The sequence below is a fragment of the Chryseobacterium ginsenosidimutans genome, assembly GCF_024807225.1.
Classification (GTDB): domain Bacteria; phylum Bacteroidota; class Bacteroidia; order Flavobacteriales; family Weeksellaceae; genus Chryseobacterium; species Chryseobacterium ginsenosidimutans.
On sequence record NZ_JANUCO010000001.1, the window covers coordinates 2,381,273 to 2,405,275 of the forward strand.

General features: G+C 34.6%; 25 protein-coding genes and 2 pseudogenes. 17 read left to right on the plus strand and 10 right to left on the minus strand.

Translation table 11 applies throughout. The features are described 5' to 3' along the window. The first annotated feature begins 1 nt into the window (after position 1). From J3D55_RS11260 to J3D55_RS11305, 10 genes are all read left to right on the plus strand, one after another. A complete protein-coding gene (locus J3D55_RS11260; RefSeq protein ID WP_259131129.1) occupies positions 2–2,830 on the plus strand; it encodes an RHS repeat domain-containing protein in 2,829 nt (942 codons plus the stop codon). Between the two features lie 2 nt (positions 2,831–2,832). Then, complete coding sequence (locus J3D55_RS11265) at positions 2,833–6,780, plus strand: polymorphic toxin-type HINT domain-containing protein (RefSeq protein WP_259131130.1); 3,948 nt, start codon at positions 2,833–2,835, stop codon at positions 6,778–6,780. 4 nt (positions 6,781–6,784) lie between these two features. After that, a complete protein-coding gene (locus J3D55_RS11270; protein ID WP_259131132.1) occupies positions 6,785–7,204 on the plus strand; it encodes a hypothetical protein in 420 nt (139 codons plus the stop codon). Positions 7,205–7,229: 25 nt separating this feature from the next. Continuing rightward, entirely contained in the window at positions 7,230–7,685 is a 456-nt protein-coding gene (locus J3D55_RS11275; protein ID WP_259131133.1) for an intein-containing protein, read from the plus strand. A 20-nt stretch (positions 7,686–7,705) separates the two neighbouring features. Beyond that, a complete protein-coding gene (locus J3D55_RS11280) occupies positions 7,706–8,257 on the plus strand; it encodes a hypothetical protein (RefSeq protein WP_259131135.1) in 552 nt (183 codons plus the stop codon). Between the two features lie 69 nt (positions 8,258–8,326). Then, positions 8,327–8,665 (plus strand): hypothetical protein, encoded by a 339-nt coding sequence (locus J3D55_RS11285; RefSeq protein WP_259131136.1) that lies wholly within the window; start codon positions 8,327–8,329, stop codon positions 8,663–8,665. 140 nt (positions 8,666–8,805) lie between these two features. Continuing rightward, positions 8,806–9,495, plus strand: a complete 690-nt coding sequence (locus J3D55_RS11290; RefSeq protein ID WP_259131138.1) for a hypothetical protein — start codon at positions 8,806–8,808, stop codon at positions 9,493–9,495. A 274-nt stretch (positions 9,496–9,769) separates the two neighbouring features. Next, positions 9,770–10,273, plus strand: coding sequence for a Hint domain-containing protein (locus J3D55_RS11295; RefSeq protein ID WP_259135092.1), 504 nt, complete (start codon positions 9,770–9,772; stop codon positions 10,271–10,273). A 4-nt stretch (positions 10,274–10,277) separates the two neighbouring features. Then, the gene (locus tag J3D55_RS11300; protein ID WP_259131139.1) at positions 10,278–10,529 is read left to right on the plus strand and encodes a hypothetical protein; all 252 of its coding nucleotides are present in this window, start codon (positions 10,278–10,280) and stop codon (positions 10,527–10,529) included. A 123-nt stretch (positions 10,530–10,652) separates the two neighbouring features. Then, entirely contained in the window at positions 10,653–10,979 is a 327-nt protein-coding gene (locus tag J3D55_RS11305; protein WP_510185683.1) for a hypothetical protein, read from the plus strand. Here J3D55_RS11305 and J3D55_RS11310 read toward each other — a convergent pair. Next, positions 10,945–12,095, minus strand: a pseudogene (locus J3D55_RS11310) (IS3 family transposase). The gene J3D55_RS11305 and the pseudogene J3D55_RS11310 overlap by 35 nt on opposite strands. A 104-nt stretch (positions 12,096–12,199) precedes the next feature. Between J3D55_RS11310 and J3D55_RS11315 the strand changes: the two are divergent. Next, positions 12,200–12,877 (plus strand): annotated as a pseudogene (locus J3D55_RS11315) (type 1 glutamine amidotransferase domain-containing protein). Between the two features lie 71 nt (positions 12,878–12,948). On the opposite strand, the gene J3D55_RS11320 reads toward J3D55_RS11315, so the two are convergent. Continuing rightward, complete coding sequence (locus J3D55_RS11320; protein ID WP_259131141.1) at positions 12,949–13,833, minus strand: NmrA family NAD(P)-binding protein; 885 nt, start codon at positions 13,831–13,833, stop codon at positions 12,949–12,951. A 74-nt stretch (positions 13,834–13,907) separates the two neighbouring features. Between J3D55_RS11320 and J3D55_RS11325 the strand changes: the two genes are divergently transcribed. From J3D55_RS11325 to J3D55_RS11340, 4 genes are all read left to right on the plus strand, one after another. Continuing rightward, positions 13,908–14,294: a winged helix-turn-helix transcriptional regulator gene (locus J3D55_RS11325; protein WP_259131143.1), complete on the plus strand. Its 387-nt coding sequence runs from the start codon at positions 13,908–13,910 to the stop codon at positions 14,292–14,294. Positions 14,295–14,765: 471 nt separating this feature from the next. Next, positions 14,766–15,608, plus strand: coding sequence for a transporter (locus J3D55_RS11330; RefSeq protein ID WP_259131144.1), 843 nt, complete (start codon positions 14,766–14,768; stop codon positions 15,606–15,608). A gap of 175 nt (positions 15,609–15,783) precedes the next feature. Beyond that, entirely contained in the window at positions 15,784–15,921 is a 138-nt protein-coding gene (locus tag J3D55_RS11335) for a hypothetical protein (RefSeq protein WP_259131145.1), read from the plus strand. A 312-nt stretch (positions 15,922–16,233) separates the two neighbouring features. After that, positions 16,234–16,410: a BF3379 family histone-like protein gene (locus J3D55_RS11340; RefSeq protein ID WP_259131147.1), complete on the plus strand. Its 177-nt coding sequence runs from the start codon at positions 16,234–16,236 to the stop codon at positions 16,408–16,410. Positions 16,411–16,465: 55 nt separating this feature from the next. Here the strand turns inward: J3D55_RS11340 and J3D55_RS11345 are convergent, their stop codons facing one another. From J3D55_RS11345 to J3D55_RS11380, 8 genes are all read right to left on the minus strand, one after another. Then, on the minus strand, positions 16,466–17,224 hold the full coding sequence (locus J3D55_RS11345) for an SDR family NAD(P)-dependent oxidoreductase (protein WP_259131149.1): 759 nt from the start codon (positions 17,222–17,224) through the stop codon (positions 16,466–16,468). Positions 17,225–17,554: 330 nt separating this feature from the next. Beyond that, on the minus strand, positions 17,555–18,145 hold the full coding sequence (locus J3D55_RS11350; RefSeq protein WP_259131152.1) for a Crp/Fnr family transcriptional regulator: 591 nt from the start codon (positions 18,143–18,145) through the stop codon (positions 17,555–17,557). Positions 18,146–18,251: 106 nt separating this feature from the next. Continuing rightward, positions 18,252–18,503, minus strand: a complete 252-nt coding sequence (locus tag J3D55_RS11355; protein WP_259131154.1) for an SDR family oxidoreductase — start codon at positions 18,501–18,503, stop codon at positions 18,252–18,254. A gap of 518 nt (positions 18,504–19,021) precedes the next feature. Beyond that, the gene (locus J3D55_RS11360; RefSeq protein ID WP_259131156.1) at positions 19,022–19,375 is read right to left on the minus strand and encodes a nuclear transport factor 2 family protein; all 354 of its coding nucleotides are present in this window, start codon (positions 19,373–19,375) and stop codon (positions 19,022–19,024) included. A 102-nt stretch (positions 19,376–19,477) separates the two neighbouring features. Beyond that, positions 19,478–19,600, minus strand: a complete 123-nt coding sequence (locus tag J3D55_RS11365) for a hypothetical protein (protein ID WP_259131157.1) — start codon at positions 19,598–19,600, stop codon at positions 19,478–19,480. A 90-nt stretch (positions 19,601–19,690) separates the two neighbouring features. Continuing rightward, a complete protein-coding gene (locus J3D55_RS11370) occupies positions 19,691–19,894 on the minus strand; it encodes a hypothetical protein (protein ID WP_259131159.1) in 204 nt (67 codons plus the stop codon). Beyond that, the gene (locus J3D55_RS11375) at positions 19,860–20,321 is read right to left on the minus strand and encodes an aspartyl protease family protein (protein WP_259131160.1); all 462 of its coding nucleotides are present in this window, start codon (positions 20,319–20,321) and stop codon (positions 19,860–19,862) included. The genes J3D55_RS11370 and J3D55_RS11375 overlap by 35 nt, the downstream gene beginning before the upstream one ends. A 461-nt stretch (positions 20,322–20,782) precedes the next feature. After that, the gene (locus J3D55_RS11380; RefSeq protein WP_259131161.1) at positions 20,783–20,938 is read right to left on the minus strand and encodes a hypothetical protein; all 156 of its coding nucleotides are present in this window, start codon (positions 20,936–20,938) and stop codon (positions 20,783–20,785) included. 842 nt (positions 20,939–21,780) lie between these two features. On the opposite strand from J3D55_RS11380, the gene J3D55_RS11385 reads away from it, so the two are divergent. Continuing rightward, the gene (locus tag J3D55_RS11385) at positions 21,781–22,224 is read left to right on the plus strand and encodes a JAB domain-containing protein (RefSeq protein WP_259131163.1); all 444 of its coding nucleotides are present in this window, start codon (positions 21,781–21,783) and stop codon (positions 22,222–22,224) included. A gap of 108 nt (positions 22,225–22,332) precedes the next feature. Then, entirely contained in the window at positions 22,333–23,565 is a 1,233-nt protein-coding gene (locus J3D55_RS11390) for a DUF3945 domain-containing protein (RefSeq protein ID WP_259131165.1), read from the plus strand. Positions 23,566–24,003 lie beyond the last annotated feature (438 nt).

Sequence of the window (24,003 nt, forward strand, 5' to 3'; positions counted from 1 at the left end):
AATGAAGAAAAATTATAAAGCCTTCACAAAATATATGATGGCGATCTTTTTACTTTTAATAAGTAGTGCTATTTTAAAAGCACAGGGCTTTGAGGTACAGAAAGATTCTTACAATAAAATTCCTAATGGAAATATGGCCAACGGATTACCACAAATTGGATTTCCCTTACTTTCTGTTCCTACGAGTTCACCCAAACTGTCTTTTAATTTTGGGGTAGATTATAATGCTAATAGAACTTCCAATCAGAATTTACCCGGTGATGTAGGGAAAGGCTGGAGTCTGTCTTCAGATTATGCGGTTATTCGCGTGTCACATGGTTTGCCTGCGGATTATAATATTACTCATACAGCAGGATTTTATGCAGATAATATTAACAACGGAAATGTATTTCAATACAGCATCCCGGGAGAGTCTGCCAGATTCATGATCAACTATGATAAAGCAACTCATCAATATGTAGGGATTTCTGACCACGGTTTTAAAAGTAAAATACTGATCGAGAAAAATACGACGGACACTCTGGTCTATAAGATTAAATCTTTCACAGTGATCGATGCCAAAGGCTTAAAATATGTTTTTGATAAACCTGATATTTCTTATTACAGAGGAATAGGTGACAATCACATTTTTCAGAAAAAATGGGTAGATCTCTATCACGGAGCATTTCATATTACAAAAATACTGGATAATCAGGATAATATATTAGCTACTTTTGAATATCTCACTTCGACAGGAACCGTAAGCGACAGCAGAGGATCGTATGGTATTAGCCAAAGTAAAATAAGCAAGATTGTTATTCCGAATGTCGGAAGCATCTCATTCACATATTCCGGATGGGATATCGTTTTTCCACAAATGGTTCCCTTACCAAAAATTATTGTTAAAGATGTTTCAGGAAATATTATAAATCAGGTATTGTTTGAGTACAATGGTAATTATTTAAATTCTTTTGCCACCCTCGATAAAAACAATGCTGTTATTGAAAAATACACATTTGAATACAATATTGGCGGAAGCAACAGCTTTGATCAGTTTGGTTTTCCCAATAACTTAAGTTACTGTTCTATTGATGGGAATGAAAGATTCTTTAGTCCTATTGCTCCCAATCCTAAGTACAGTACCGTAGATTTGCTGAAAACCGTATATCTTCCTACAGGAGGGCGAACTGAATATGAATATGAATCTAATACCGTAAGCTCTCCCGCTCCCTATTATACCTATCCTGGTTATTTTGATTCTTATAATATGGATGTAGTGTATGATGCAGATTTTTCCAAGCAGTTAGCAGGTCCTCCGGTGGTTATTAATGTAGACCCAGTCAAGTATCAAAAATATTTTGTTACGGTAACTGATGGAATAACGTATTTTAAAAGTACCGATAGAATAGATCATTATGGGGTGGATTATTATATAACAAAGGCTAATGATGGCTCTTCCTTAGATGATCTTTTCACTTATCATGATATGGACACTGACACCAATGAAACATGCGACGATCTAAAAACATTTACACCTCCTAACGATTCACCGGTAAATATTAACATTGCCGGTAAATCATCCGGACATATAAAAATATACGCTATAAAAAGTGATCTTGCACCTTTTTATTATACCGAAGGAGTACGAATTAAGAATATAAAAAAATATGAGAACGATAACAGTTCAGTACCTACTGAAAATCTGAATTATCAATACAATTATTTTGATAATCCACAAGCATCAAGTGCTGAAGATTATGGGATCATCTCTTATCCTCTTCCCTCAGGATTGGATAAAGTTTTAAGACAAATGGTGTATAAAAATGTAAAAGTAACGGATGCGGTCAGAAACTTTTATACAAAGTATACTTTCCTTCTTCCGTCTGAAGCCATTGGAGGAAATACACTTCTTGATTATGGAGCACCTTACAGCACGGGACTACCTTTAAAAATAGAACAGTACACAGCAGGTAATCAATTGGTGTCTGAAAAAAATATTCAGTATACTTTCAGTTCTAAAACAATAGATGACAAATATTTGGTTCCTTCTTATTTCAACTATCCCCTTTTGCAGAAACAGACAGTAACTGAAAAAGTATACAGAGAAAACAATACCATATTAACAACATCCAGTGAAAAAATCTATGAACCGTTGTTCAGTAACCTGATCTCTGAAAAAAGCACAGACTTTTCGGGAGAAACGATAGAAGCAACCTATAAATATGCTTCAGAAGTACAAAACCAAAACCTTCTCTCAGCTAATAAAGTAGGAACTCCTGTCATTATCGAAACGAAAAGTACGCGCAGTGGAACAACAACTCCACTTTCTAAAACAGAGAATCTATATACGATAGCTAATTCTTCCGAACCATCCGGAGTATTATCTTATGATCCTGTTAGTGGAACTCCTACAACAGAAACTACGATCGATAAGTATGATGCTTATGGAAACTTAATTCAGGCTACGGGTAAAGACGGAATGATCCACTGTATCATTTACGGTTATCACGGGACGCTCCCTATTGCAAAAATATCAGGAATTACCTATGATGCCTTGCAAAACCAAGGGTTATTATCTGCAATGATCTCCGCTTCTGATGCAGATGCAGACAATTCGGCTAATGAAAATCAGCTGATCAATGCACTGAATGTTTTCAGAAGGAGCGATGCCCTGAAAAATCTTCCTGTAGCAACATTTACCTATGATCCTTTAGTAGGAATTACCAGCGAAACGGATCCTGCCGGAATTAAAAAAGTATATCAGTATGATAATGCCAACAGGCTTATTAAAATACTGGATGCATCTGGCAACACATTACAGGAGTTTAAAACACATTTTAAAGGACAATAACCATGAAAAAAAATATTTTTCTCTATCTATTTATACTGGCGACGACAGGGATTCTTCGTGGTCAGGTACAGCCAACTGCTGCTGAGAACTATCTCTATACCAAGACCTGCCTCAATGATGACTGTACCAAGAAAACTGAGACTGTAACTTATTATGACGGTTTGGCAAGAGCTAAGCAGAATATTCTGCTGAATGCTACTCCGCAGGAAAAAGATATCGTAAACCGGATAGAATATGACAGCTACGGAATACAATCTAAAAGCTATCTTCCCTTACCCCAACAAATAAGCCAGAATGGAGCGATATACACCTCACCCGATGCTTCTTTTTATGGTGGTGAAAAGATATACTCTGAAAACAAAATCGAAGAATTTCCTAAAGCAAGGCTTACGGAAAGCTATCCACAGGGAACGGCATGGGCGGATAAACCCAACCGTTACACCTATGGAACCAATGCTGCAAATGAAGTGAAAATGTATGTGGCACAGACCGCGTATTCAAATAACAGCCCCTCCACAAGTATCACACAGTCTGTCAACTATCCGATTGCTACGTTGGATAAGGTTACCGTTACGGACGCCGATCTTAATCCTTCTACCGAGTACAAAAACGGAAAAGGACAAACGGTAATGGTCAGCAAGAATGACGGAATCCACAATACAGACACTTATTACGTCTATGATAATTACGGAAGACTTTCGTATATTATTCCGCCTCTGGCATCTGCAGTTCCGCTTACCACAACAAATATCGATAAGTTGTGTTATCAATATCAATATGATACCCGAGGAAGGCAAATTGCTAAAAAACTTCCCGGAAAAGGCTGGGAATATATGGTGTATGACAAAGCTGACCGATTAATTCTTACTCAGGATGCTATGATGAATCCCAAAGGGCAATGGCTGATCACGAAATATGATCAGTTTGGAAGAGTAGCTTATACAGGTATTTTAAATACTGGAGGAGACAGAGCAGCAAGACAAAATGAGATTAATAATCTGATTATTACTGAAAGCAGAAACACAACAGGTTTTACAAGAAATGGGATAACAGTATACTATACAGATAACTATTATATTAATGAAGTCCCTACGATCCTGACTGTTAATTATTACGACACCTATCCGGAAGGCAGCCCCACCATTACCACTCCGGTTTTAGGGCAGAATGTATTGCCACAGGATCTTCAAAACTCAACGGTGAGTACCAGAAGTTTAGCCGTAGCTTCTTATATTAAAAATATCGAGGATGATAACTGGACAAAGATGTATAATTGGTATGATAATAACGGAAGAAATATTGCAACATATTCTATCAACCATTTAGGAGGTTATACTAAAACGGAAACCGAAATTGATTTCACAGGAATAACAAAACGTGCGATCACCAAACATAAAAGGAGCAATACAGATATAGAAAGAACTATTATAGAAACTTTTGAGTATGATTCACAAAACAGGTTATCGGTTCACACACATCAGGTCGATAATAACCCTGTCGAAATCTTAGCCCAAAATTCTTACAATCCAATTTCTCAGCTTACTAATAAAAAAGTAGGTGGAACATCGGCATCAACACCTTTACAGAGCATCGATTATGCCTACAACATCAGAGGATGGCTGACCAAGATTAATGATCCTAAAAACCTGAACGGAAAGCTCTTTGGATATGAAATTAAATACAATCAGGTAGAAGGATTACAGATTCCTAACAGCGATTATCCTGATCTGCAGGTGAAGCCGAAATACAACGGAAATATTGCCGAAGTAGACTGGAAAACCAATACCATCACGGGAGATTATCTTAGAAGATACGGCTACGTATATGATGGACTGAACAGACTTTCTGCAGGATTCTACCAGAAAGATAACAATGCTTCGGCAAAAGAATATTTTGAGAAGATAGAATATGACCTCAACGGAAATATCACCAACCTGAAAAGATCTGCAGAAACGCAACAGGGAGCTTCCGCATTTTTAATTGACAATCTTACCTATGTTTCGGATGGCAACCGACTGACTTCCGTTACCGATTCTTCTACAGATTACAGAGGATATCCTGACGTATCGGGAATTGCAATTACCTATTACGAAGAAAGCGGTAATATGAAAAGCCAGAAAGACAAAGGAATTCTGGATATTAAATACAATTATCTGAACCTTCCCAATTCTGTAACTTTTGATAAAACCTTTGTACCAAGGTTTCCAATTCTCGGAGGAGATTTCAATGTCAATACCCAATATCTTTACAGAGCAGATGGAACGAAGCTCAGAAAAACGTATACCTATGGATCAGGAAAAACAAATGCCGAAACCTCTACAAGAACAGAATATCTGGACGGCTTTCAATATGAAGCAACCAGTACAACAGGGAAATTTACTTTAGGGTTAAAATTTATCCCGACTGCCGAAGGCTATTACAATTTTGAAAATAATAAGTATATTTACAGCTATACAGACCATTTGGGAAATGTGCGTTTGAGTTATTTCAAAAATGGTACAAGCGCAGAAGTTCTTGAAGAAAACAACTACTACCCTTTTGGATTGAAGCATGAGGGATATAATCCTACTGCAGGAAATCTTTCTTACCAGTATAAATACAACGGTAAGGAATTACAGACGGAATCAGGAATGCTGGATTATGGATGGCGACAGTATATGCCGGAGCTCGGAAGATGGAACGGAATGGATCAGCTCTCTGAAGTGTATAATTCTGTTTCTCCCTATGCTTATGTAGGTAACAATCCGATCAATATGTTTGATCCGGACGGAAGAAAGATGAGTGGTACTAATGGTAATGGTCCCGAAAAAGAGGTACAATGGGATCCTAACAAACCGGGTGGAGACAATAATCCTGCTAATATAGAAGAAGTTGTAGTCGGACAGAAATATAGTTTGACACCTCCTTTAGCAAGTCCCGGTCTTTTAAACTTTCTTTTGGGGTCTGTTACCAGCTCCGGAGATGCCTTCAACAATATGCTTACCAGTGCATTTTTTGGATTAAGTTCTAACCAGGCGATGCAGAATTACCAGCAAAATCTTTCTAATTTTCAGATAGCGGTAAATAATAGTAAGGCAGCAAAAAGTACCGAAGAAGCCGAACAGTTTTTATTCTTAGAGCTTCCAGCATCATTTATGGGGGGAGAATTATTAAGCGCAGGATGGAGAGCAGCTAATGTAGGTAAGTATCTTTGCCGACCTATAGGCAGATTAAGCAACGGACTTCTAAAACTATGCTTTACAGAAGGAACGTTGGTTGCCACAGACAAAGGCAGCAAAAAGATTGAAGACATTAAAGAAGGCGATCTTGTATGGAGCTATAACGAAGAAACAGGCAAGAAAGAACTGAAAAAAGTAGTTGAGCTATCCCGCAATACTTCTTCTTCATTAGTGAAAATCTCTGTAAATGGTACAGAAATTACCTGCACACCGGAACACCCGTTCTATGTAAACGGAAACTGGATAGAAGCCCAAAATCTAACAAAAGGTACATTTCTAACCACTTTAGACGGAACAACTTCTCCTGTAGAATCTATTAATTTCTTGGATGAGAAAGTAAAAGTCTATAACTTTGAGGTAGAAGACAACCATAATTATTATGTTTCTGAGAAAGGGATTTTGGTACATAACAATTGCGAAACATTTTTAGGTTTAACAGATGACTTGTATGCGGAAGGGCAATATTTTGTATATTCAAAAAACTATATTTCTGGAAATACATATACAAAGTCTATTTCATTATTAGCGAAAGCACAAGAGTCAACTGACCTTAATTTATTACTAAAAACAATGTTTAATGAAGCAAAAAGTCATGGAGCAACAATGCTTGAATTAAGAGGAACAGATATAATGAACAATAAGCTATTTAATGAAGCTGTTGCACGAAGATTAGGTTTCACTTTTGAAAAATTAAGTGAATCATCTATAAGACTTACATCCCCAATTCCTTAATAAAATGAAAATATCAATTTTAGAAGCAAAATTCAGAAGAAGTAAACTTAAACTGAATTATACTGAACTCTGGAAGACTTTAAATATTTCTAAACAAAATATTATTTTACAAAGTATTAATTTATCCATAAATGAAACACCTATTGTGACATCTTTTATTAATAATATTGAATGGTGGTTATTAACAGATCAAACAATTTATAATTATAACAATTACTTAGATATAATACTGTTAAGTAACATTTCAAAAATTGAAATGTTCAAAGACATTAAAACTCTTAATGAAAGTTGTATAAACATTTACTATAATGAAAAAATATTACTATTAAAACTTGAGGAAACATCTTGGATAATAATAGTAGAAATATTAAAACATTTAACGCATTTGAATATTTCTATTGATAAGAATTTTGATCAATATTAAACCCTAAATTATTCCTTCACAAAAAGTGAAGGAATTTTTATATTCTGATACAAGAGTCTATAACTTTGAAGTAGAAGACAACCATAATTATTATGTTTCTGAGAAAGGGATTTTGGTACATAACAATTGTGAATGGGCAAGTGCTATTAAAAATACATTAGGAAATAAAGCATCAGGTTTTACAAGTCATCTTTCTGATCATTTTTATATAATAAACAAATTAGGAGATATTAATCCGCAGGGAAGAGCGATATCTCAGATGTTCAAAAAAGGTCTATCATATACAGATGTATTAGAAGAAGCAGCTTTACGAATGGGAAGAGGTGAAGGTACATTTGGAACTTCTGCAAAAGGAGTAAACCAAGTAATACTGGATTTTGGAAGGCTAATAAATGAATCCGGAACTACAACTCAAGTTAGAATATGGATGGATGAAACTGCAACAAGGATTGGAAGTGTGCATCCTTATCTTTTTAAATAAAAATTTAATTCTTTTATTGAATGAAACTAGACATAAATAAAGAACTTTTTGGTTTTCAACCATATGAATTTTCCAGTTTTTTGCGAGGGTATTCTTTAGCAAGAGGTTATAAGTATAGAGATAAATTAATATGTGATATATTAATTTATGAAGAGGAAGGGCATTATTATAATTATGAAGATGAAAATGTTAATTTTTACAGTCCAACAGAAATTAATGAAAACGGAACTTTCTTTTTTGAAATAAAAAATAAATTCTTATTGACCGAAAATGAAAGCTTCTGGTTTTATACAAATTTTCAAGTTGATAGGGAAGAATTAGAAATTATTATGATTGAAGCTATTTCAAAAAATAGCAAGAACTCTTACTTTTGGACTTATTGTACTTTAGATTATTTAGTTCAAACAACAAATAAAAGATCGGAAGATATATACGTTCAATATTATCCTACCGAGGTTGCTTTTGTTTTAAATAGGTTTCTACTTCTAAAAGAAATTACAAAAAGTGATGTGATTGATAAAATCCAATCTTTAAAAACAGAAGAAGATATAATTTCTGGATTTTATAAATAATAAAAGAGTTATTACACTTATGAAATAACTCTTTATCCATAATTTAAGGATGAAAATAAGGTGAAAAGAATGAACTTTAAAATAATTTTTCCAACGGGTTATAATATTGTAAACCCTAATAATGATAATATTGATGTAAATATTGTTTTAGAAAATAAAAAAGTTTTTTTTGCTACAATATTTACTTTAGAAAATATTAAACATCTACTTGATGAAGGGCATGAAAGTTATTTTTTTGTTACAAATATGATTATAGCTAAAAATATTACTAAGCCAGAAATTAAAAAAGTTATAACGGAAATTGTCAGTGAAGAATGTATTGAACATATTTGTTCTGAAATAGGTAATATAGAAGATATATTTCCTGATTCAAAAATACAATATATTGATATAGAAGATATGGTTTAAATGCAATATTTCCTTGCTTATTTATGTAAGGAAGTATTTTATTAAAACAAAAAGTCTATAACTTTGAAGTTGAAGGCAACCATAATTATTATGTTTCTGAGAAAGGGATTTTGGTGCATAATAATTGCTGGACAGATAGAATGGCTCAATTTTTAGAATATGCTGGAAATATTGAAGCTAAATCTCTTACTTCACAAGAAGCAACTATAAAACATTTAGAAGGTGTATTTAAAATTCTTGATAAAACAAGGACAGATGACAGAATTCTCAAATTAGTTGCTGAGGATATGGGAAATGTATTTCCTGAGGCTAAAGGAATATTAAGGATACAACAAAGAGGGGTTGGTAATGCAACGTATGTTCATCCAGATGGAGGATTTCAAATATTTCAAAATGGAAAACTTATTATTAATAAAATAATGATAGAAAAAATTAAAAATGCGATCTTTAATATCCCCGATTTTGAATATATAAATTTTTCTCAAAATTCGAAAGGTATAAGGTTTATCTATTATGATGTCATTATTCTTGGAAATAAAGATTCTATTTCTGTTTTTTATGATAGTGAAGAAATGGGAGTATTTAATAAATTACAATTCATTAATAAAAAAATTTCATTAGAAACATTTAATGAAATTTCGGATGCCTTAAATTATATGAATTATCTTTCTAAGGTAGTCAATGATATCCGATATGAGACATATCATTATTTCTTTTATAAAATGAAAAAAGCAAAAATAAGCAGTATTAATATTTCTTTTGGATTTGGAGGTTATTCCCCTAATTCTTCTAAAGAAAATTTGGTTATTCGTTGCGATGTAAGTGATTAACTATAAATGAAAAAAAGGTAAAATATAATTTCGTTGTTACTTTTGATAAAAATTATAAATGTAAATTATCTTTTTATCCTAAAAATCCTATATGGGATGAAGGAAAAGATTGTCCAGAAACTGATGTAGATAAAATTATAGAATATATTTTGAATCTTAAAGTTGAGAATTACAATGATATACCATTAAAAGAATCATAAAATTTAAATTAAAAGAGCAGCTTTACAAACTGCTCTTCTTACTTCTATATAGAGAATTTATATAAAATAAGTTAATAGAAGCCAAAAATCTAACAAAAGGTACATTTCTAACCACTTTAGACGGAACAACTTCTCCAGTAGAATCTATTAAATTTTTGGATGAGAAAGTAAAAGTCTATAACTTTGAAGTTGAGGACAACCATAATTATTATGTTTCTGAGAAAGGGATTTTGGTGCATAATGATTGTGGATTACCGCAGTTATTTTCCAGGGTAGAAGGTAATATTATTGGTGGTGAATTCAAATATGCAACTGGAGAGTCAATTGAATTTCTTGCAAACCACAATGTAAATGGAAGTACTTTGGAATTAACTGAAATGGCTTTCTATCCAAAAGGTTCCGTTGGAAACGAAATGGCTAATACATTTGGAAACAGACAAATGATTCAAAGTTTTAAAGTTCTTCAAAATTATGCAAAAGAAAATGGATTTACTCAATTAAGGCTCCAATTCCAGCGTGCAGCCCATAGTTCTTCAGCAAACCCAGGGCATATTTTTGATCAATTAATTAAATTATAAAATCATGAATAATACAGAATTATTAGAAAAATATAAAGATTATACTATAAATAATATTGAAGACTTAATATTAAACATGAAAACAGATAATTTATCTATGATGCAATCAACAATGTTATTAGTTTTTAAATTTAAAATATCAATTACAGAAGCAGACAATTATATATTAAATTCTAAAGCTTGGCAGGATAATAAACAATCTGTAGAAAAATTTAGAGACAATATTTTTGACAATATTGATAAATTAGATAACTAATTAAATATAAATGAGATTGTCCTTTTTTAGGACAGTCTTTTTTATTCTATGTAAGAGAAAGTAAAAGTCTATAACTCTGAAGTAGAAGACAACCATAATTATTATGTTTCTGAAAAAGGGATTTTGGTGCATAACAATTGCGAAACATTTTTAGGTTTAACAGATGACTTGTATGCGGAAGGGCAATATTTTGTATATTCAAAAAACTATATTTCTGGAAATACATATACAAAGTCTATTTCATTATTAGCGAAAGCACAAGAGTCAACTGACCTTAATTTATTACTAAAAACAATGTTTAATGAAGCAAAAAGTCATGGAGCAACAATGCTTGAATTAAGAGGAACAGATATAATGAACAATAAGCTATTTAATGAAGCTGTTGCACTGACCTCCTCCCGATATATGGAACAGTCTAAATTAGAGAAATTTGTTTTTTCTGACTGTTAATGATGAATTCATTTGGTGTTAAATTCCCTAGCGAACTATGAGGTCTGTAGCCGTTGTAATCTTCTCTCCAGACATCTAACTTCTGCTGTGCATCTTCTAAGGAAAGAAACCAATTTACATTAAGACACTCGTCCCGGAATGATCCGTTAAAACTCTCAATAAATGCATTATCAGTAGGTTTTTCCGGTCTTGAGAACTCCAGTTCTATTTTCTTTTCATAAGCCCATCTATCTAATGCCTTACTGATAAACTCAGGTCCATTATCAATTTTAATCCGCTTAGGAGAAGCCTGTTGTTCAAAGGTAACATTTTTTAATACCTCTGCAACATTTTCACTCTTGATGGAAATTCCGCAATGGATCGCCAAAGATTTTCGGCTATAATTATCCACTAAAGTTAAAACCCTGAACTTCTTCCCGTCAAAGAGGGCATCACTCATGAAGTCCATGCTCCAGCATTCATGTAAAGTAGAGGCTTTACCATCGGTAGGAATTCTGGATCTTAACGATTTTATTCTTTTTTTTAGTTTTCGTCTCAGATTTAACCCTTCTTCACAATAAATTCTGTAAACCCGTTTTTGATTATCTTTCCAACCCTCACGTCTGAGCAGAACATGTAAACGCTCAATACCATAGCGAACACGGATGTTTGATAATTCTATCAGTCGCATTCTAAGTGCTGTATCATCCCGTCGATGTGGATGGTAATAATAAACACTGGATTGTAAAAATATCAATCGACAGCTTCTTCTCTGTGAAATTCTGTAATCATTTTGTATAACTCTTGCCAGTTCACGCTTCTGAACCGGCTATAGAACTTTTTTTTCAGCACATCCTAGAGAATCTGCTTATCCAGGCTTAGGTCAGCTACCAACTTCTTGAGTTGGCTGTTTTCTTCCTCTAATTGGCGTAAACGACGAAGTTCTGTAATCCCCAAACCTCCGAATTTCTTCTTCCAATTGTAGAAAGTTGCCTCACATATACCCATTTTACGACAAACTTCTTCAACTTTCACCCCCGCTTCAGACTGCTTCAATGCAAAAATGATCTGACTCTCTGTAAATCTGCTCTTTTCATTAGATTTTTCTTTATTTAAATTTAAGTATTTCTTGAAAATCTCTACTTTTAACTGATCCGGTTTTTTGGGAGAAAGTCAAAAGTAAAAGTCTATAACTTTGAAGTTGAAGGCAATCAGAATTATTGTGTTTCTGAGAAAGGAATTTGGTGCATAACAATTGTGAATGGGCAAGTGCTATTAAAAATACATTAGGAAATAAAGCATCAGGTTTTACAAGTCATCTTGCTGATCATTTTTATATAATAAACAAATTAGGAGATATTAATCCGCAGGTAACGCTTGTATCTCCAAAGGGAGGTCAACCGCCAATTGATCCGAAAAGTGAAGATCCTTCCTCTCAAACAGATGCTACGCAGAATGGATGATGATGAGGTATTGAAGGACAAACTTAAAAACACACACAAATTATCGGAAGTCAGAAGTGAAGACTTTGATGCGGTATTTTATCCGGGTGGTCACGGTCTTTATGGGATCTGGCTGAAGACAAATTATCCCAACAGCTTATCGGTGATTTTTATACCGGTGATAAACCTGTAGCATTTGTCTGCCATGCACCGGGAGTTTTGAAAGATGTAAAAATAGACGGTGAATATCTGGTGAAGGGTAAAAATGTCACAGGATTCACCAATACAGAGGAAGAGGCGGTGCAACTGACTGATGTTATTTCTTTTTTGGTTGAAGATATGTTGAAAAAGAATGGCGGCGTGTTCAGTAAGATCGAAGACTGGAGTCCTTATGCGGTAGTTGACGGAAGATTGGTCACAGGACAAAATCCTGCCTCTTCTGAAAAAGTGGCAGAAGAGTTACTAAAACTTATCTAAAAGATATCCAACACAGCAATTTATAATAGGGAGCGGCTTTTGCCGCTTTCCTATTATAAATTAAATCTCAATTACATGTCCTTAGAAGACTGTAATGATTTGATCTTCTCAATACCTGTATCATCCAGCCATTCTTCGAAACTTGTCAATTTCGGCAACCAGGAAGATATAAAATTATAATCAATAGGGCCATATCCTTCTTCGGCGACCATCTCTACCAATTTTGCAAAGGTTTCACTTTGCTGATAAAGCATTTCTAAAGGAACCTGTACAAATTCGATCGGTTGATTCAATTTTTTCTCCAGCAGTTCTAAAATTTGTCTGGGCGTAAAAAGTTCTCCGCCAAAATCTATTGTTTTACCGTTGAAATCTTGATAATTCTGAAATATGATGCGGGCAAATGTTCCAATGTCTTTTGTAGTGATCCAGGATATTGCTGTTTGTTCAGGCAACGGATTAATGAATTTGTTGTCGCTCAACCCAAAGCTTGGCAAAAGAAGATTTTCCATAAACGAGGCAGGTCGTATGACAGCCCCCTGTAATTTACTTTGCAGTAAATTTTTTTCAAGGGTAAACTTAAATTTCGGACGAAATCTATCCTGTTTGTCAGAAGCCATAACCGAAGAATACAAGACAAATTTAAGGTCATATTCCTCTGCCAGTTTAATCGTTTGGATTCCTAATTCAGCTTCCTTTTCATCGGTCTCTTTACTGGAGACCCAAACTCCCGGAAGTACTAAGTATAGTCCGTCTACTTTTTGAAATACTTCTTTTAAGACATCAACATCTTCCAGATCACCCTTTATCAAAGTGGCACCTGCATTTTTTAAAAGCTCAGCTTCCGGAGAGTGAGGATTTCTTGTCAGTGCAAACACTTCAAAATCATTTTGTAATAGTTCATATACGGTAGCACTTCCTTGATTTCCGGTTGCACCTGTAACCAATATTTTTTTCATTGTAAAATTTCTTTTGAGCAAATTTACTTTCCTTGTTTAGTATATTTGTGTTTACTAACCTTTAGGAAAGTATCATGGAAAAGAAAATAAAACCCTGTATAGAAAATGAACAGATCTTAAAACAAAGATTTTTAGCGCTGAGAGATACTTTGGATCTACTGAGCGGGAAATGGCGTTTTTGCATTCTGCTGAATCTCCACTACCATGAGAAATTAAGATTTAAGGACTTTTTCGAGGTTTCGGAGGGAATTTCCCCTAAAGTGCTGACTTCTGAACTCACGACGTTAGAAGCACACCAGCTGATTCAAAAGAAAATTGAATATACACCTACCAGGGACATCACTTATTATGTGTTAACGAAACACGCTCAGGAAATTTGGACGGTACTTAATACATTGATTGAATTCGGTTTATCGAATCGTCAGGAGGTTATCAAATCCTTTCATTCGGATAAAGATTAGATAAGCTGTAAATACATTTTACAATAAATATACATAGTGGGTATCATTCTTTTCATTTCCTGACCGACAGTAATCGCAACTGTTGAAATGTTGGGAGAAATTAAGATTTTGTACGCTTTTTTAAAATATAATTAACACCATTGATCATCTAAAAATGCATTTACTTTCTATAATTTTGCAGAGGAAATCCACTTATAAGGTTTTCATGGTTATTAGTTTTTATCCCCATATCATTTGGGGATTTTTTATGGCTAATCAGGTTTATAAGAACATACAACAAACCGATGGCTTCTTTCCTTTGCTGTTAATAAAGCTATACCTTTCAGATCAGAACTTTGTGACACCGTTTCTATAAACTGTAATTTATCACACGGAACCTATCAACAATAATCTTATTCAAAAAATCAAAACGGCACAACTTTATCTATCCAATATGTCAACGTCTAAAAAAATACGTTAAAAATGATCGATATGCATAAAAATTACAAGATTTTAATACCGCTTCTTTGCGGGCTGTTATTTCCTGTGAAAATTCTTTCGCAGGAAACCTTGCAGAAGAAATTCTCATTATTCAACCCTGTTCCCCGCGCACAGATGAGAGAAATGGAAACCGACCGTCCCGATGTCACCGAATCGCCTGTCACCGTAGATGCAGGACACTTCCAGCTTGAAACAGATCTGATAAGAACCATAAGGGAAAAATCCGAATCCCTGCAGACCAATACATTACTTATCAATCAAATGAACCTAAAAGTCGGACTCACCCATTCTACAGCAGTTCAGATCGGTTTCCAAACGTATGGAAAGCAGAGCGAAAGGAAATTTGATTCCGGTGAAAAAACAATTACGCACGGTCAGGGAGATCTTACACTCAGGATCAAACAAAACCTTATAGGTAATGATGATGGAAACTTCGCATTGGCATTACTGCCGTACGTGAAATTTGCAACTTCCAAATATGAAGACAGTAAATTCGAAGGTGGATTGATAATCCCTATGCAGTACAAACTTCCCGGGGAATGGAACCTCGGATTCCAGGTGGAAGTAGACCGTCTCAAAGATCAGGATGAACAGTCAATGCACACAGAATTTTTACAGACCCTGACCATCAGCCATTCCATTGTCAAAGGTGTGGATGGCATTGCGGAAACTTATTATACCTACAATTTTAAAGCGCACCAGTTTTCAAATTATCTCAATGCAGCTATCCAGATGGATGTGGCAAGAGATTTTAAACTGGATGCCGGATTAAATCTTGGACTGCAGCATACAGCTGCAAAACATTTTTTTATAGGGGCTTCTTTTCGACTTTAGGTGCTGCGTATGCCAAGGCTCTGCAGGGTAAACTATTTGCACATGGTTTTTACCATTCATTTTACAGGACAACAATAAGGGCAAGATAGTTTTGTTTTTAATCCGTATATATTCTACTTAAGTTCAATAAGCAATATCTTTGTACTGATCCTGATCTTAAACGATAATCACTAGTATGGAGGACAACGAAATGAGTTACCCGGTTTATTCTCCGGCATCTGTGATAGGGATTTTCAGTCATGCATTAAAGCTGATCACTATTGCTTTTTTAGTAGCTCTGATTATCGGATTTATTTTCGCAAAATTTGTATAGGTTTCATTTTCAGATTCTTTCCGTGGAATTCTTTTGGGGCAACTCCAACAAGTTCTTTTAAACCTTTTTTGAAGTGAGCCGGATTGTAATAATCATTCTCATGGACCAAAGCCATAAGGTTAGCGGATTCCTTTGTCAACAGCGTTTTGAGCGCTGCCTGCAGAACTAATGGTTAGGTTCAAATGTCTGGTAATTCATTGGTTTTTAATTTTTTTATAAAATAAAAAAAATCAGCTAAACTTATTTAAAAAACATACAATAATCCGCATAAACATTATATTTGCCATCCAATTAATTTTAAATTATCACGTTATGAAAGAACTTATCGAAAAAATTAATGCTGAATTTGAAGCATTTTCAACTGAAGCAGCTCAACAATCTGAGAAAGGGAACAAGGCCGCCGGTACAAGAGCAAGAAAATCAGCGCTTGAACTGAGCAAACTGTTCAAAGACTTCAGAAAAGTTTCTGTTGAAGAGTCAAAGAAATAAAGGCTAAATAAAAATAAAAGATCCCTGCTTGAAAAACAGGGATCTTTTATTTGATCTAAAAACCATACATACCACCGGAAACGGAAATCTGTTCTCCCGTGATCCAGGCTGCATCATCTGAAGCAAGAAATACGGCAGCTTTCGCAATATCTTCGGGCTGACCTCTACGACCAAGCGGTGTATTGGAGATAAACATTTTTTCATAATCACTTCCGCGGGTGACACCGGCACTTGTTGCACCTTCTGTTTCTGTAGCGCCTGGTAATATAGAGTTGATACGAATATTCTTTCTCCCCAACTCTTTTGATAAAGCAATGGTAAAGGCATCTAAAGCCGCCTTGGTTGACGAATACAATGAGGCATTGGGAAGCGGATATTTGCTTGCACCCGAACTGATATTAATGATATTGCCGCCCTTATCTCCAAACAGTTTCAAAGCTGCCTGGATTGTCAATATAGGTCCTAATACATTGACATTGAAACTCTGATGAAAAGCTTCTGTCGATATTTGTTCAATAGGAGCGTATCCTTGAGCAACTGCGTTATTTACCAAAATATCCAATGTACCGAAAGCTTTCTTTGTTTCTTCAAAAAGCCTGATGACATCGGCTTCCTGTGATACATCGGCCTGTACCGCAATGGCCGTTCCACCATTGTCGGTTATGGATTTTACGACTTTATTTGCTGCTTCTTTACTTGAAGCATAATTTACAACGACCTTAGCCCCGGCTGCCGCAAAGTGTTTGGCAATAGATGCACCAATTCCTTTTGCTGAACCTGTAATAACTGCTACTTTGTTTTCTAATTTACTCATGATTTCTATTTTATTAATAATTATTTTTCAGTTTTTTTCTGTCCTGAATCCTATGCAAAGATGCTACGCTGTAACAAACTGCGTATTGACATACATCATTAAACCTCCTTGATATGGGTCAATTATAAGGGATGATCTATATTAGGTTGATACAATAACTAACTGTAAAATAGTGACTTAATAGAAAGAAGAAAAACCAAAATAACACGAAGTCAGACAGTTCACAACGCGTTATATTCCATGGATAAGCTATTTATTACATTCAGGAATATTTATCGATGGGGGAAGCGGCAATTGAAATGCCTGCTGCGAATGGAAAACTATAATGCTCTATTTAGAGAAGTTTTTCTTTATCCTGCTCAAAGTTTCCGGGGATAGACCAAGGTAAGAAGCGATCATGTTTTGGGGGAACCGCTGTAGAAAATGCGGATAGTTATTGACCAAATCCATGTAACGCTGTTCAGCCGTATAGCTCATAGCAGCCTGCATTCTTTTTTGATTTGCAATGGTATAATTTTGATTGATCGAGTTTGCCATTATTGAAAAGGCAGGGATATGCTTAAGAAACTCTTCAATTTGAGCATGAGTTGTTTGCAGAACCTCCAAATTCTCCAGCGCTTCAATATTGAAGCGGCTTGGTGTTAACAGGTAAAAGCTTTCAAAATCGGCCAGCCACCAGTTTTCCAAGGATAATTTCAGAATATGTTCATGTCCTTTTTCATCTACCGTAAATGTCCTGGCTGACCCTTTAACAATAAAGCCAATATATTTGCATACGTCTCCTTCCTGCAAAAAGTATTGCCGTTTTCGGAGTTTTTTTGGTTTGAAATGTGCCGTTAACAACTGCTTATCATCTTCTGAAAGCAGTTTGCCTGATATTTCCTGGATGTAATCGAAAAGCGCTTCAAAATTGGACATCATTCGAATATATATTATTGCAATTTAGTAAAAAAAATCCCTGCTTTTTATGAAAAACAGGGATTTAAAAAGGTACTTTTATTCAAACTCGTTTTACCCAGGATGGCAATTACTTAGACAGATAGGTCATTCCACCATCCACAAGGATTTCGGCACGAAGGATAAATGAAGAATCATCAGAAGCCAGGAAAACTGCTGTTTTACCAATGTCAGATGGTTGCCCAATCCTGCTTATCGGCATTTCACTTGGAAAGTGTGTTTTTATAGATTCAATTTGTTCTAAGGGAATAAACTTTTCAAATGAAGGGGTATCAGTAGACAAAGCTCTGCATTTTATACCAAGAGGAATTTTACAAATCATAAAAAATAATATTATTTGATGTTGGCTCTGATATCCCAATTGGCGATCTCTATATTTTCATGGTATAGTTTTCGCAGGTTTTGTGTATTGAGTTTGTACAATGTACAATCTTCCAGCAATTCAACATTTTCGTATCCTTTCGGATTGGCAATATAACTTTTGAAAGAGATAATGGTATCGCCCTCTTTTCCGAATGAAAATGCAGTTTCATTACCATCGCTAGTAACAAATGTTCTCGCAATTCCTTTTTTTTGATAAAATAAAAATCATTTTCAATTGTATCCTGTTGAATGATCACATAATTTTTAGGATAGTTGAGATCAGTGATGTGACTTTTAAGTATCAGCTTAGAAGATTCAGACAAAGAAGAGATCTTGTCAAGTATGTGTTCAATATCCATTTTGAGATTATGTGGATGGAAGTTTACAGTGATAGCGGTTAAAGTTTTGTCAATGATGAATTAATTATTCAATAGTTAAAGCTTACTAAATCAACTTGTCGCTTTTTATTTTATTGGTTTACGCCGTCTCTATATCCATTCTTCTTAATAGGTCGTCTTCTAATGTGTAGATATGCTTTACGGTACCATCAAAAATTATATTTCCTTGCAGGTCTTTTACAATCTGATGAACTGTTACTTCAAATGTGCCGTTAGCTCTTTGGTTAAATGCAATGGGTTCAACTGTTGGATTTATTTCTGTCCATTGCCTTGTCCAATAGGTTCTTATTTCATCTTTACCGTTGACATAACCACCTTCAAAGGCTTTGGGCCATTGAACATCCTGATGGAATGTCAATAGGGCAGTATCGATGTCTCTGGAATTAAAAGCGGGATATGCTTTTTTAATTAATTTTTCAAAATGTGTTATCATAAGTTTTATTTAGAATTATTGATTTTCTGACGGTTTCAGTTAGCATCTGTATTTCATCATTAGAAAACTTGTAATTTCACTATCTCAGTACTGCATCAATGCTTAATCAGCAATAAATATCTTCTTCTTGGCAATATCAATAGTTAAAACTTTACCCAGCCAATCTATACTGGTTTTCCCTTCATAAATCAGTCCATCAATAAAAGCGATGTCCAAGTTTTCCACCTTACGTAATTTATTGACTGTATTTAATTTTGAGATCTTACCAATATAATAATTGTTTTCTTTTTTAAGTCGCTTTTTACAGGAACGGCTTTAAAATCTGCTTTGTTCAATTTCAAAGGTTTCCATTAATTTTGAACTGAACCAAAATGAATTTTTTCCGGCTCCGCTGTCCAATAAGGTTTGGATCTTTAAATGGTTATTCAATTCGACATACGTAAAAATATCGATTGCTTTCCCTGCATAATCTGCTATTTGGATATCAATACTTTTTTCGTTTTTTGGTAGGTTTATCAAAAAGGATTTTTTTGTTAACATAGTCGATCGTGACAGGTGTATTTCTGAAAGGCTGCAATGAGATCATCCCGTCAATATCTCCAAATTCCAGATCGATGATCGTATATTGCTGATCACTAAATTGTTTATTGTTGATCTCAAGACTTTTGGCATTATAGAGATCTACATTCAATTCTTCACCGGTTGCTCTGTGTCCCACAAAAAAATTATTGGTCTTTTCGTTTTTAATTTTATTGGAAAACTTTGTAAAAACAGCATTAAGACCAGCTCCTGTATCAAGAATGAATTTTCCCTCAACATCATTTATTTTTGCCTTGATGATGATGTGTCCGTTATTATTGACTTCAAACGGAATTTGTGCATTTATTTTTAAAGAGAATAATAGAAATATTAAAAGAATGCTTGTCGTGAATATTGATCTTGTCATGGTTACTTTTTTATAGATGATAAAGCTACGGGATATGTTTTTTATTAATTTATTTTAAATAGCTAAAGTTTTGATTTTAGTCTTTTGATCATCTCTTCTGCATTTTTGTTCTGAGGGTTTAGTTTTAAGGTCTGTTCCTAATTTTTAAGTGTGAGACCATATCCTCATTCCATATGAAGATAACTGATTTTCTATAACAAATATACTCCGTTGTTACCGCTGAAAAAAATCTTTTTCAGTATTAGGAAAGCACAGCTTCCCAAAACATTCAGAAAAATATCTAAGCTTACATCAATGTTTTTTCCTATTGTTTTCAAGGAATTGAATTGCCGCTTTTCTTGTGCCTGGATGATTAACCGCATAGAAAAAGTTAGAAACCTCACAAGATGCAAATGCAGTTCATTGAAATTTTGATCCTTATTATTCTGAATATCTATTCTTGGCACTATTCCAATGCTGTATTAAATCCATTTTTTCTCTTTGGCAATTACGGCAAGGTGAAATAGAGTTTTAACATTATAGATTTTTCTAATCGTTGTAAGCCTTTTCTCAATGCTGCTTTTACTAATTACGATTGCTTCGTCGTCCTTAAGGTACTTCGATATTTCACCGATCATTAGGCCTTTTGATAAATATTTTAGTATAAGAAAATCCAGTTTTTCCATTCGGCAAAGTTAAAAAATATTTACGTTTTGTAGAAGTCGACTATTAAAACGCATGGTCGCTGCTTTTTGTCCTTGTCCTGATTTCTTTTCAATAACGTCCGTGATCAGGCTTGATCCCAAATAGCAAGTGATAAATATTTAGTCTAGCCCGATAGTACCAAAACTTATATATGGTTTTGTAAGGAAATTAATATAGGGAATACAGGTGTTGAAAAAACTTCTTTACATTTTAAACTTACCACCTCACTCTTTTCATTTATTCTTTCATAAACAGATCAAAGTTCAATTACCATCATTCCATATGAGGATACCTGATTTTCTATAGCAAATATATTCCGTTGTCTCTGCGGAAAAAAATCTTTTTGGGTATCCGGGATCGGAGATCCCAGACCCTCCGCAAAAATATTTCAAGCCTTCATCAATGTTCTTTCTTATTGTTTTCAAAGTATTGATTGCAGTTTTCCTTGTGCCTGCCTGAATGGTTACCTGCATAGAAAAAGTCAGAAACCTCACAAGATGCAATTGCAGTTCATTGAAATTTTGATCCTTATTATTCACTTGGTATAAATCATCTTATCAGATGTTGGTAAAATCAATTGATCAGATTCTTTTATAAATCGATTAATCAGATTCTTATATAAACCACTTCATCAGATGTTTTTATAAATCAATTTATAAGATGATACTACCAAGTAAAAGATAAGAAAAGTCAAAGTTTCCTTCAAGCTGCAATTCACAGGGTTTTATGTAAGTGCGGGAAAAACAGGTCTCCGCCGTACTCGGAGCAGGAAATTATGAAATTCAATATTGTGAACGAAATTAAATTGAGCTACTCAAGAAAAGGAAATTGTGAAAGGTCTATATCATCATCACGCGATGCGGTTGATATTTTCAGAGCACATTTTGATGCGGACCAAATGGACTACAGGGAATCATTCTTTGCACTGTATCTGGATCAGGCGAATAAGGTTTTAGGCATCAAGAAAATATCGGAGTGTGGGATTTCTTCGACTTTGGTTGATGTAAGAATTATTATGCAGGCGGCGCTTCTTTGCAATGTTTCGGGGATCATTGTTTCTCATAACCATCCTTCAGGGAATTTAAGGCCGTCATTTGCCGATATTAAAATGACCGCAAAGATTAAAGATGCGGCAAAAACACTCGATATAGCATTGCTTGATCACGTGGTTTTGACGTCGGATTCTCATTTTTCATTTGCTGATAATGCGATGATCTGAGTATTAAATAATAAGCAATCAAAAAAGTAATAGCATCAAATAATATCTAAAATAATCATCATGAACAAAATAGGAAATCATACGGCAGTTTCAGAAGTCAGTACTTTATTGGTACTCCGTCACAGTAGCAATTCCATCGGAATTGTACAGGGAATCGAAAACAACGGAAATCTGATAGACTTTCAGCCTGACCGAAGTAAGGTTGATACGGTTATGCGGATCGATTCGTCAGAGAATTCTTTTATGGACTTCTATTCGGATTTCTACCATCAGCTGAAAGATCCCTCCAACTATTCATTTTTTAAAGTGAGGGAATTCGAGGCGCACGATACAGCCATAGGTTTACAGGAATACATTGATTGTTTATCGGATGTTGAAAAACAAGATTTGAAAGCGGTTGAAGTTTCTATTGAAGCGGTCACTGCTATCAGAAATAAGAGAACCATTGAAAATAAGCCTTCTGTTCTAAAGAATGGTTCTAGTAACGGCTCGTCTATGATAAGTAATCGTTCTCAATACCGCTATCAGATTGAAGATGTTCCGTGGGACACGATGTGTGAATTAGCTCTTGACAGGGAAAAGTTGGAAAGCTTAGAGGCATTAGATACTCTGTTGAAAGGCTATAAAACACCAATGTTGATTCCGATACTTCTTAAAGATGGGGAAGAGGTAAGTCGGATTGATGCACGGTTGCAGTTGCGGATCAATGATGATGGTGAATTGGTTGTTAAGGTGCACAGGGTTTGTAAGAAAGTGGATTTCAGGAAGAAGTTTAAGGGTCATAAGTTTACAAAAGAGGATAGGGTCAATCTTTTAGATTCCGGGAATATGGGCAGAGTGGTGGATCTTATTGATACGGTTACAGGCGAAATAATTCCTTCATTGATAAGTTTGGACAGGCTGACTAATGAGCTGATCTCTTTGAGGATGGAGTTTGTAAGGATTCCTGATGTTCTTTGCGGTGTGAGATTGGATTTGGAGCAGAAACAAACGCTTCGTGATGGGAAAGCTTTGTTTATTGAAAATATGGTATCGAAGAAAGGAACACTGTTTTCTTCAACGGTGCAGTTCAATGCAGATAGACAATGGGTGGAGTTTTTGTTTGAGAATAAGTTTAAAAGGTCTGGTTTTAGCGAAGTACATCATTCTGAAAGAGTAGTTCCTTCACATTTCAGGGGGATAAAGCTTCGTAAATGGCAGATGGATAAGTTAAAGGCTGGGGAGACGGCTTATATAAAGGGATTGGAGAGCAGAAAAGGCAAGACTTATCAGGGTTATATGAATTTTGATAAGACAATAGGGAGAATTATGTTTTTGTTTACGAATCTTAAGAAGAAATAGGAGAGTGTAGAAAATGTTTTAAGGGTTCTATAGGAAACGAGTAATTAACTTTATATATAAAATTTAGTAACCTGCAAGGTCTATTGACTTTGCAGGTTGCTTTGTTTGAGTTTAAAAATGAGATGGTTGATGAAAATCGGGCGGCAAAAATACAATTCCTCCCTGTGGTCGGAAACGCATTTTTGCGGAAAATGGAGCAACCATATTTCTAAAACATTGCTGGGTAGGGCTTTTCTATGTTTTTGAAAAAAGGTTGCGAGGCTCGATAATTCTACAATCTTAGTTAATGAAATAGAATTAAAATATTTCTATCTCTTGATGACAAATGTTTGAGGCAAAAGAATTAGAATTGATTATTGAAGAGAAAGTCAGATTCATAAATGTATATTCACTTTTTACATTCATTTTTTAAAGATAGTAGCCAGAATTAATATCGGT

Coding starts and splice junctions, on each gene's coding strand:
- J3D55_RS11260 (WP_259131129.1), top strand. CDS start 2: ATGAAGAAAAATTATAAAGCCTTCACAAAATATATGATGGCGATCTTT.
- J3D55_RS11265 (WP_259131130.1), top strand. CDS start 2,833: ATGAAAAAAAATATTTTTCTCTATCTATTTATACTGGCGACGACAGGG.
- J3D55_RS11270 (WP_259131132.1), top strand. CDS start 6,785: ATGAAAATATCAATTTTAGAAGCAAAATTCAGAAGAAGTAAACTTAAA.
- J3D55_RS11280 (WP_259131135.1), top strand. CDS start 7,706: ATGAAACTAGACATAAATAAAGAACTTTTTGGTTTTCAACCATATGAA.
- J3D55_RS11285 (WP_259131136.1), top strand. CDS start 8,327: ATGAACTTTAAAATAATTTTTCCAACGGGTTATAATATTGTAAACCCT.
- J3D55_RS11290 (WP_259131138.1), top strand. CDS start 8,806: ATGGCTCAATTTTTAGAATATGCTGGAAATATTGAAGCTAAATCTCTT.
- J3D55_RS11300 (WP_259131139.1), top strand. CDS start 10,278: ATGAATAATACAGAATTATTAGAAAAATATAAAGATTATACTATAAAT.
- J3D55_RS11320 (WP_259131141.1), bottom strand. CDS start 13,833: ATGAAAAAAATATTGGTTACAGGTGCAACCGGAAATCAAGGAAGTGCT.
- J3D55_RS11325 (WP_259131143.1), top strand. CDS start 13,908: ATGGAAAAGAAAATAAAACCCTGTATAGAAAATGAACAGATCTTAAAA.
- J3D55_RS11330 (WP_259131144.1), top strand. CDS start 14,766: ATGCATAAAAATTACAAGATTTTAATACCGCTTCTTTGCGGGCTGTTA.
- J3D55_RS11335 (WP_259131145.1), top strand. CDS start 15,784: ATGGAGGACAACGAAATGAGTTACCCGGTTTATTCTCCGGCATCTGTG.
- J3D55_RS11340 (WP_259131147.1), top strand. CDS start 16,234: ATGAAAGAACTTATCGAAAAAATTAATGCTGAATTTGAAGCATTTTCA.
- J3D55_RS11345 (WP_259131149.1), bottom strand. CDS start 17,224: ATGAGTAAATTAGAAAACAAAGTAGCAGTTATTACAGGTTCAGCAAAA.
- J3D55_RS11350 (WP_259131152.1), bottom strand. CDS start 18,145: ATGATGTCCAATTTTGAAGCGCTTTTCGATTACATCCAGGAAATATCA.
- J3D55_RS11355 (WP_259131154.1), bottom strand. CDS start 18,503: ATGATTTGTAAAATTCCTCTTGGTATAAAATGCAGAGCTTTGTCTACT.
- J3D55_RS11360 (WP_259131156.1), bottom strand. CDS start 19,375: ATGATAACACATTTTGAAAAATTAATTAAAAAAGCATATCCCGCTTTT.
- J3D55_RS11375 (WP_259131160.1), bottom strand. CDS start 20,321: ATGACAAGATCAATATTCACGACAAGCATTCTTTTAATATTTCTATTA.
- J3D55_RS11380 (WP_259131161.1), bottom strand. CDS start 20,938: ATGATCGGTGAAATATCGAAGTACCTTAAGGACGACGAAGCAATCGTA.
- J3D55_RS11385 (WP_259131163.1), top strand. CDS start 21,781: ATGAAATTCAATATTGTGAACGAAATTAAATTGAGCTACTCAAGAAAA.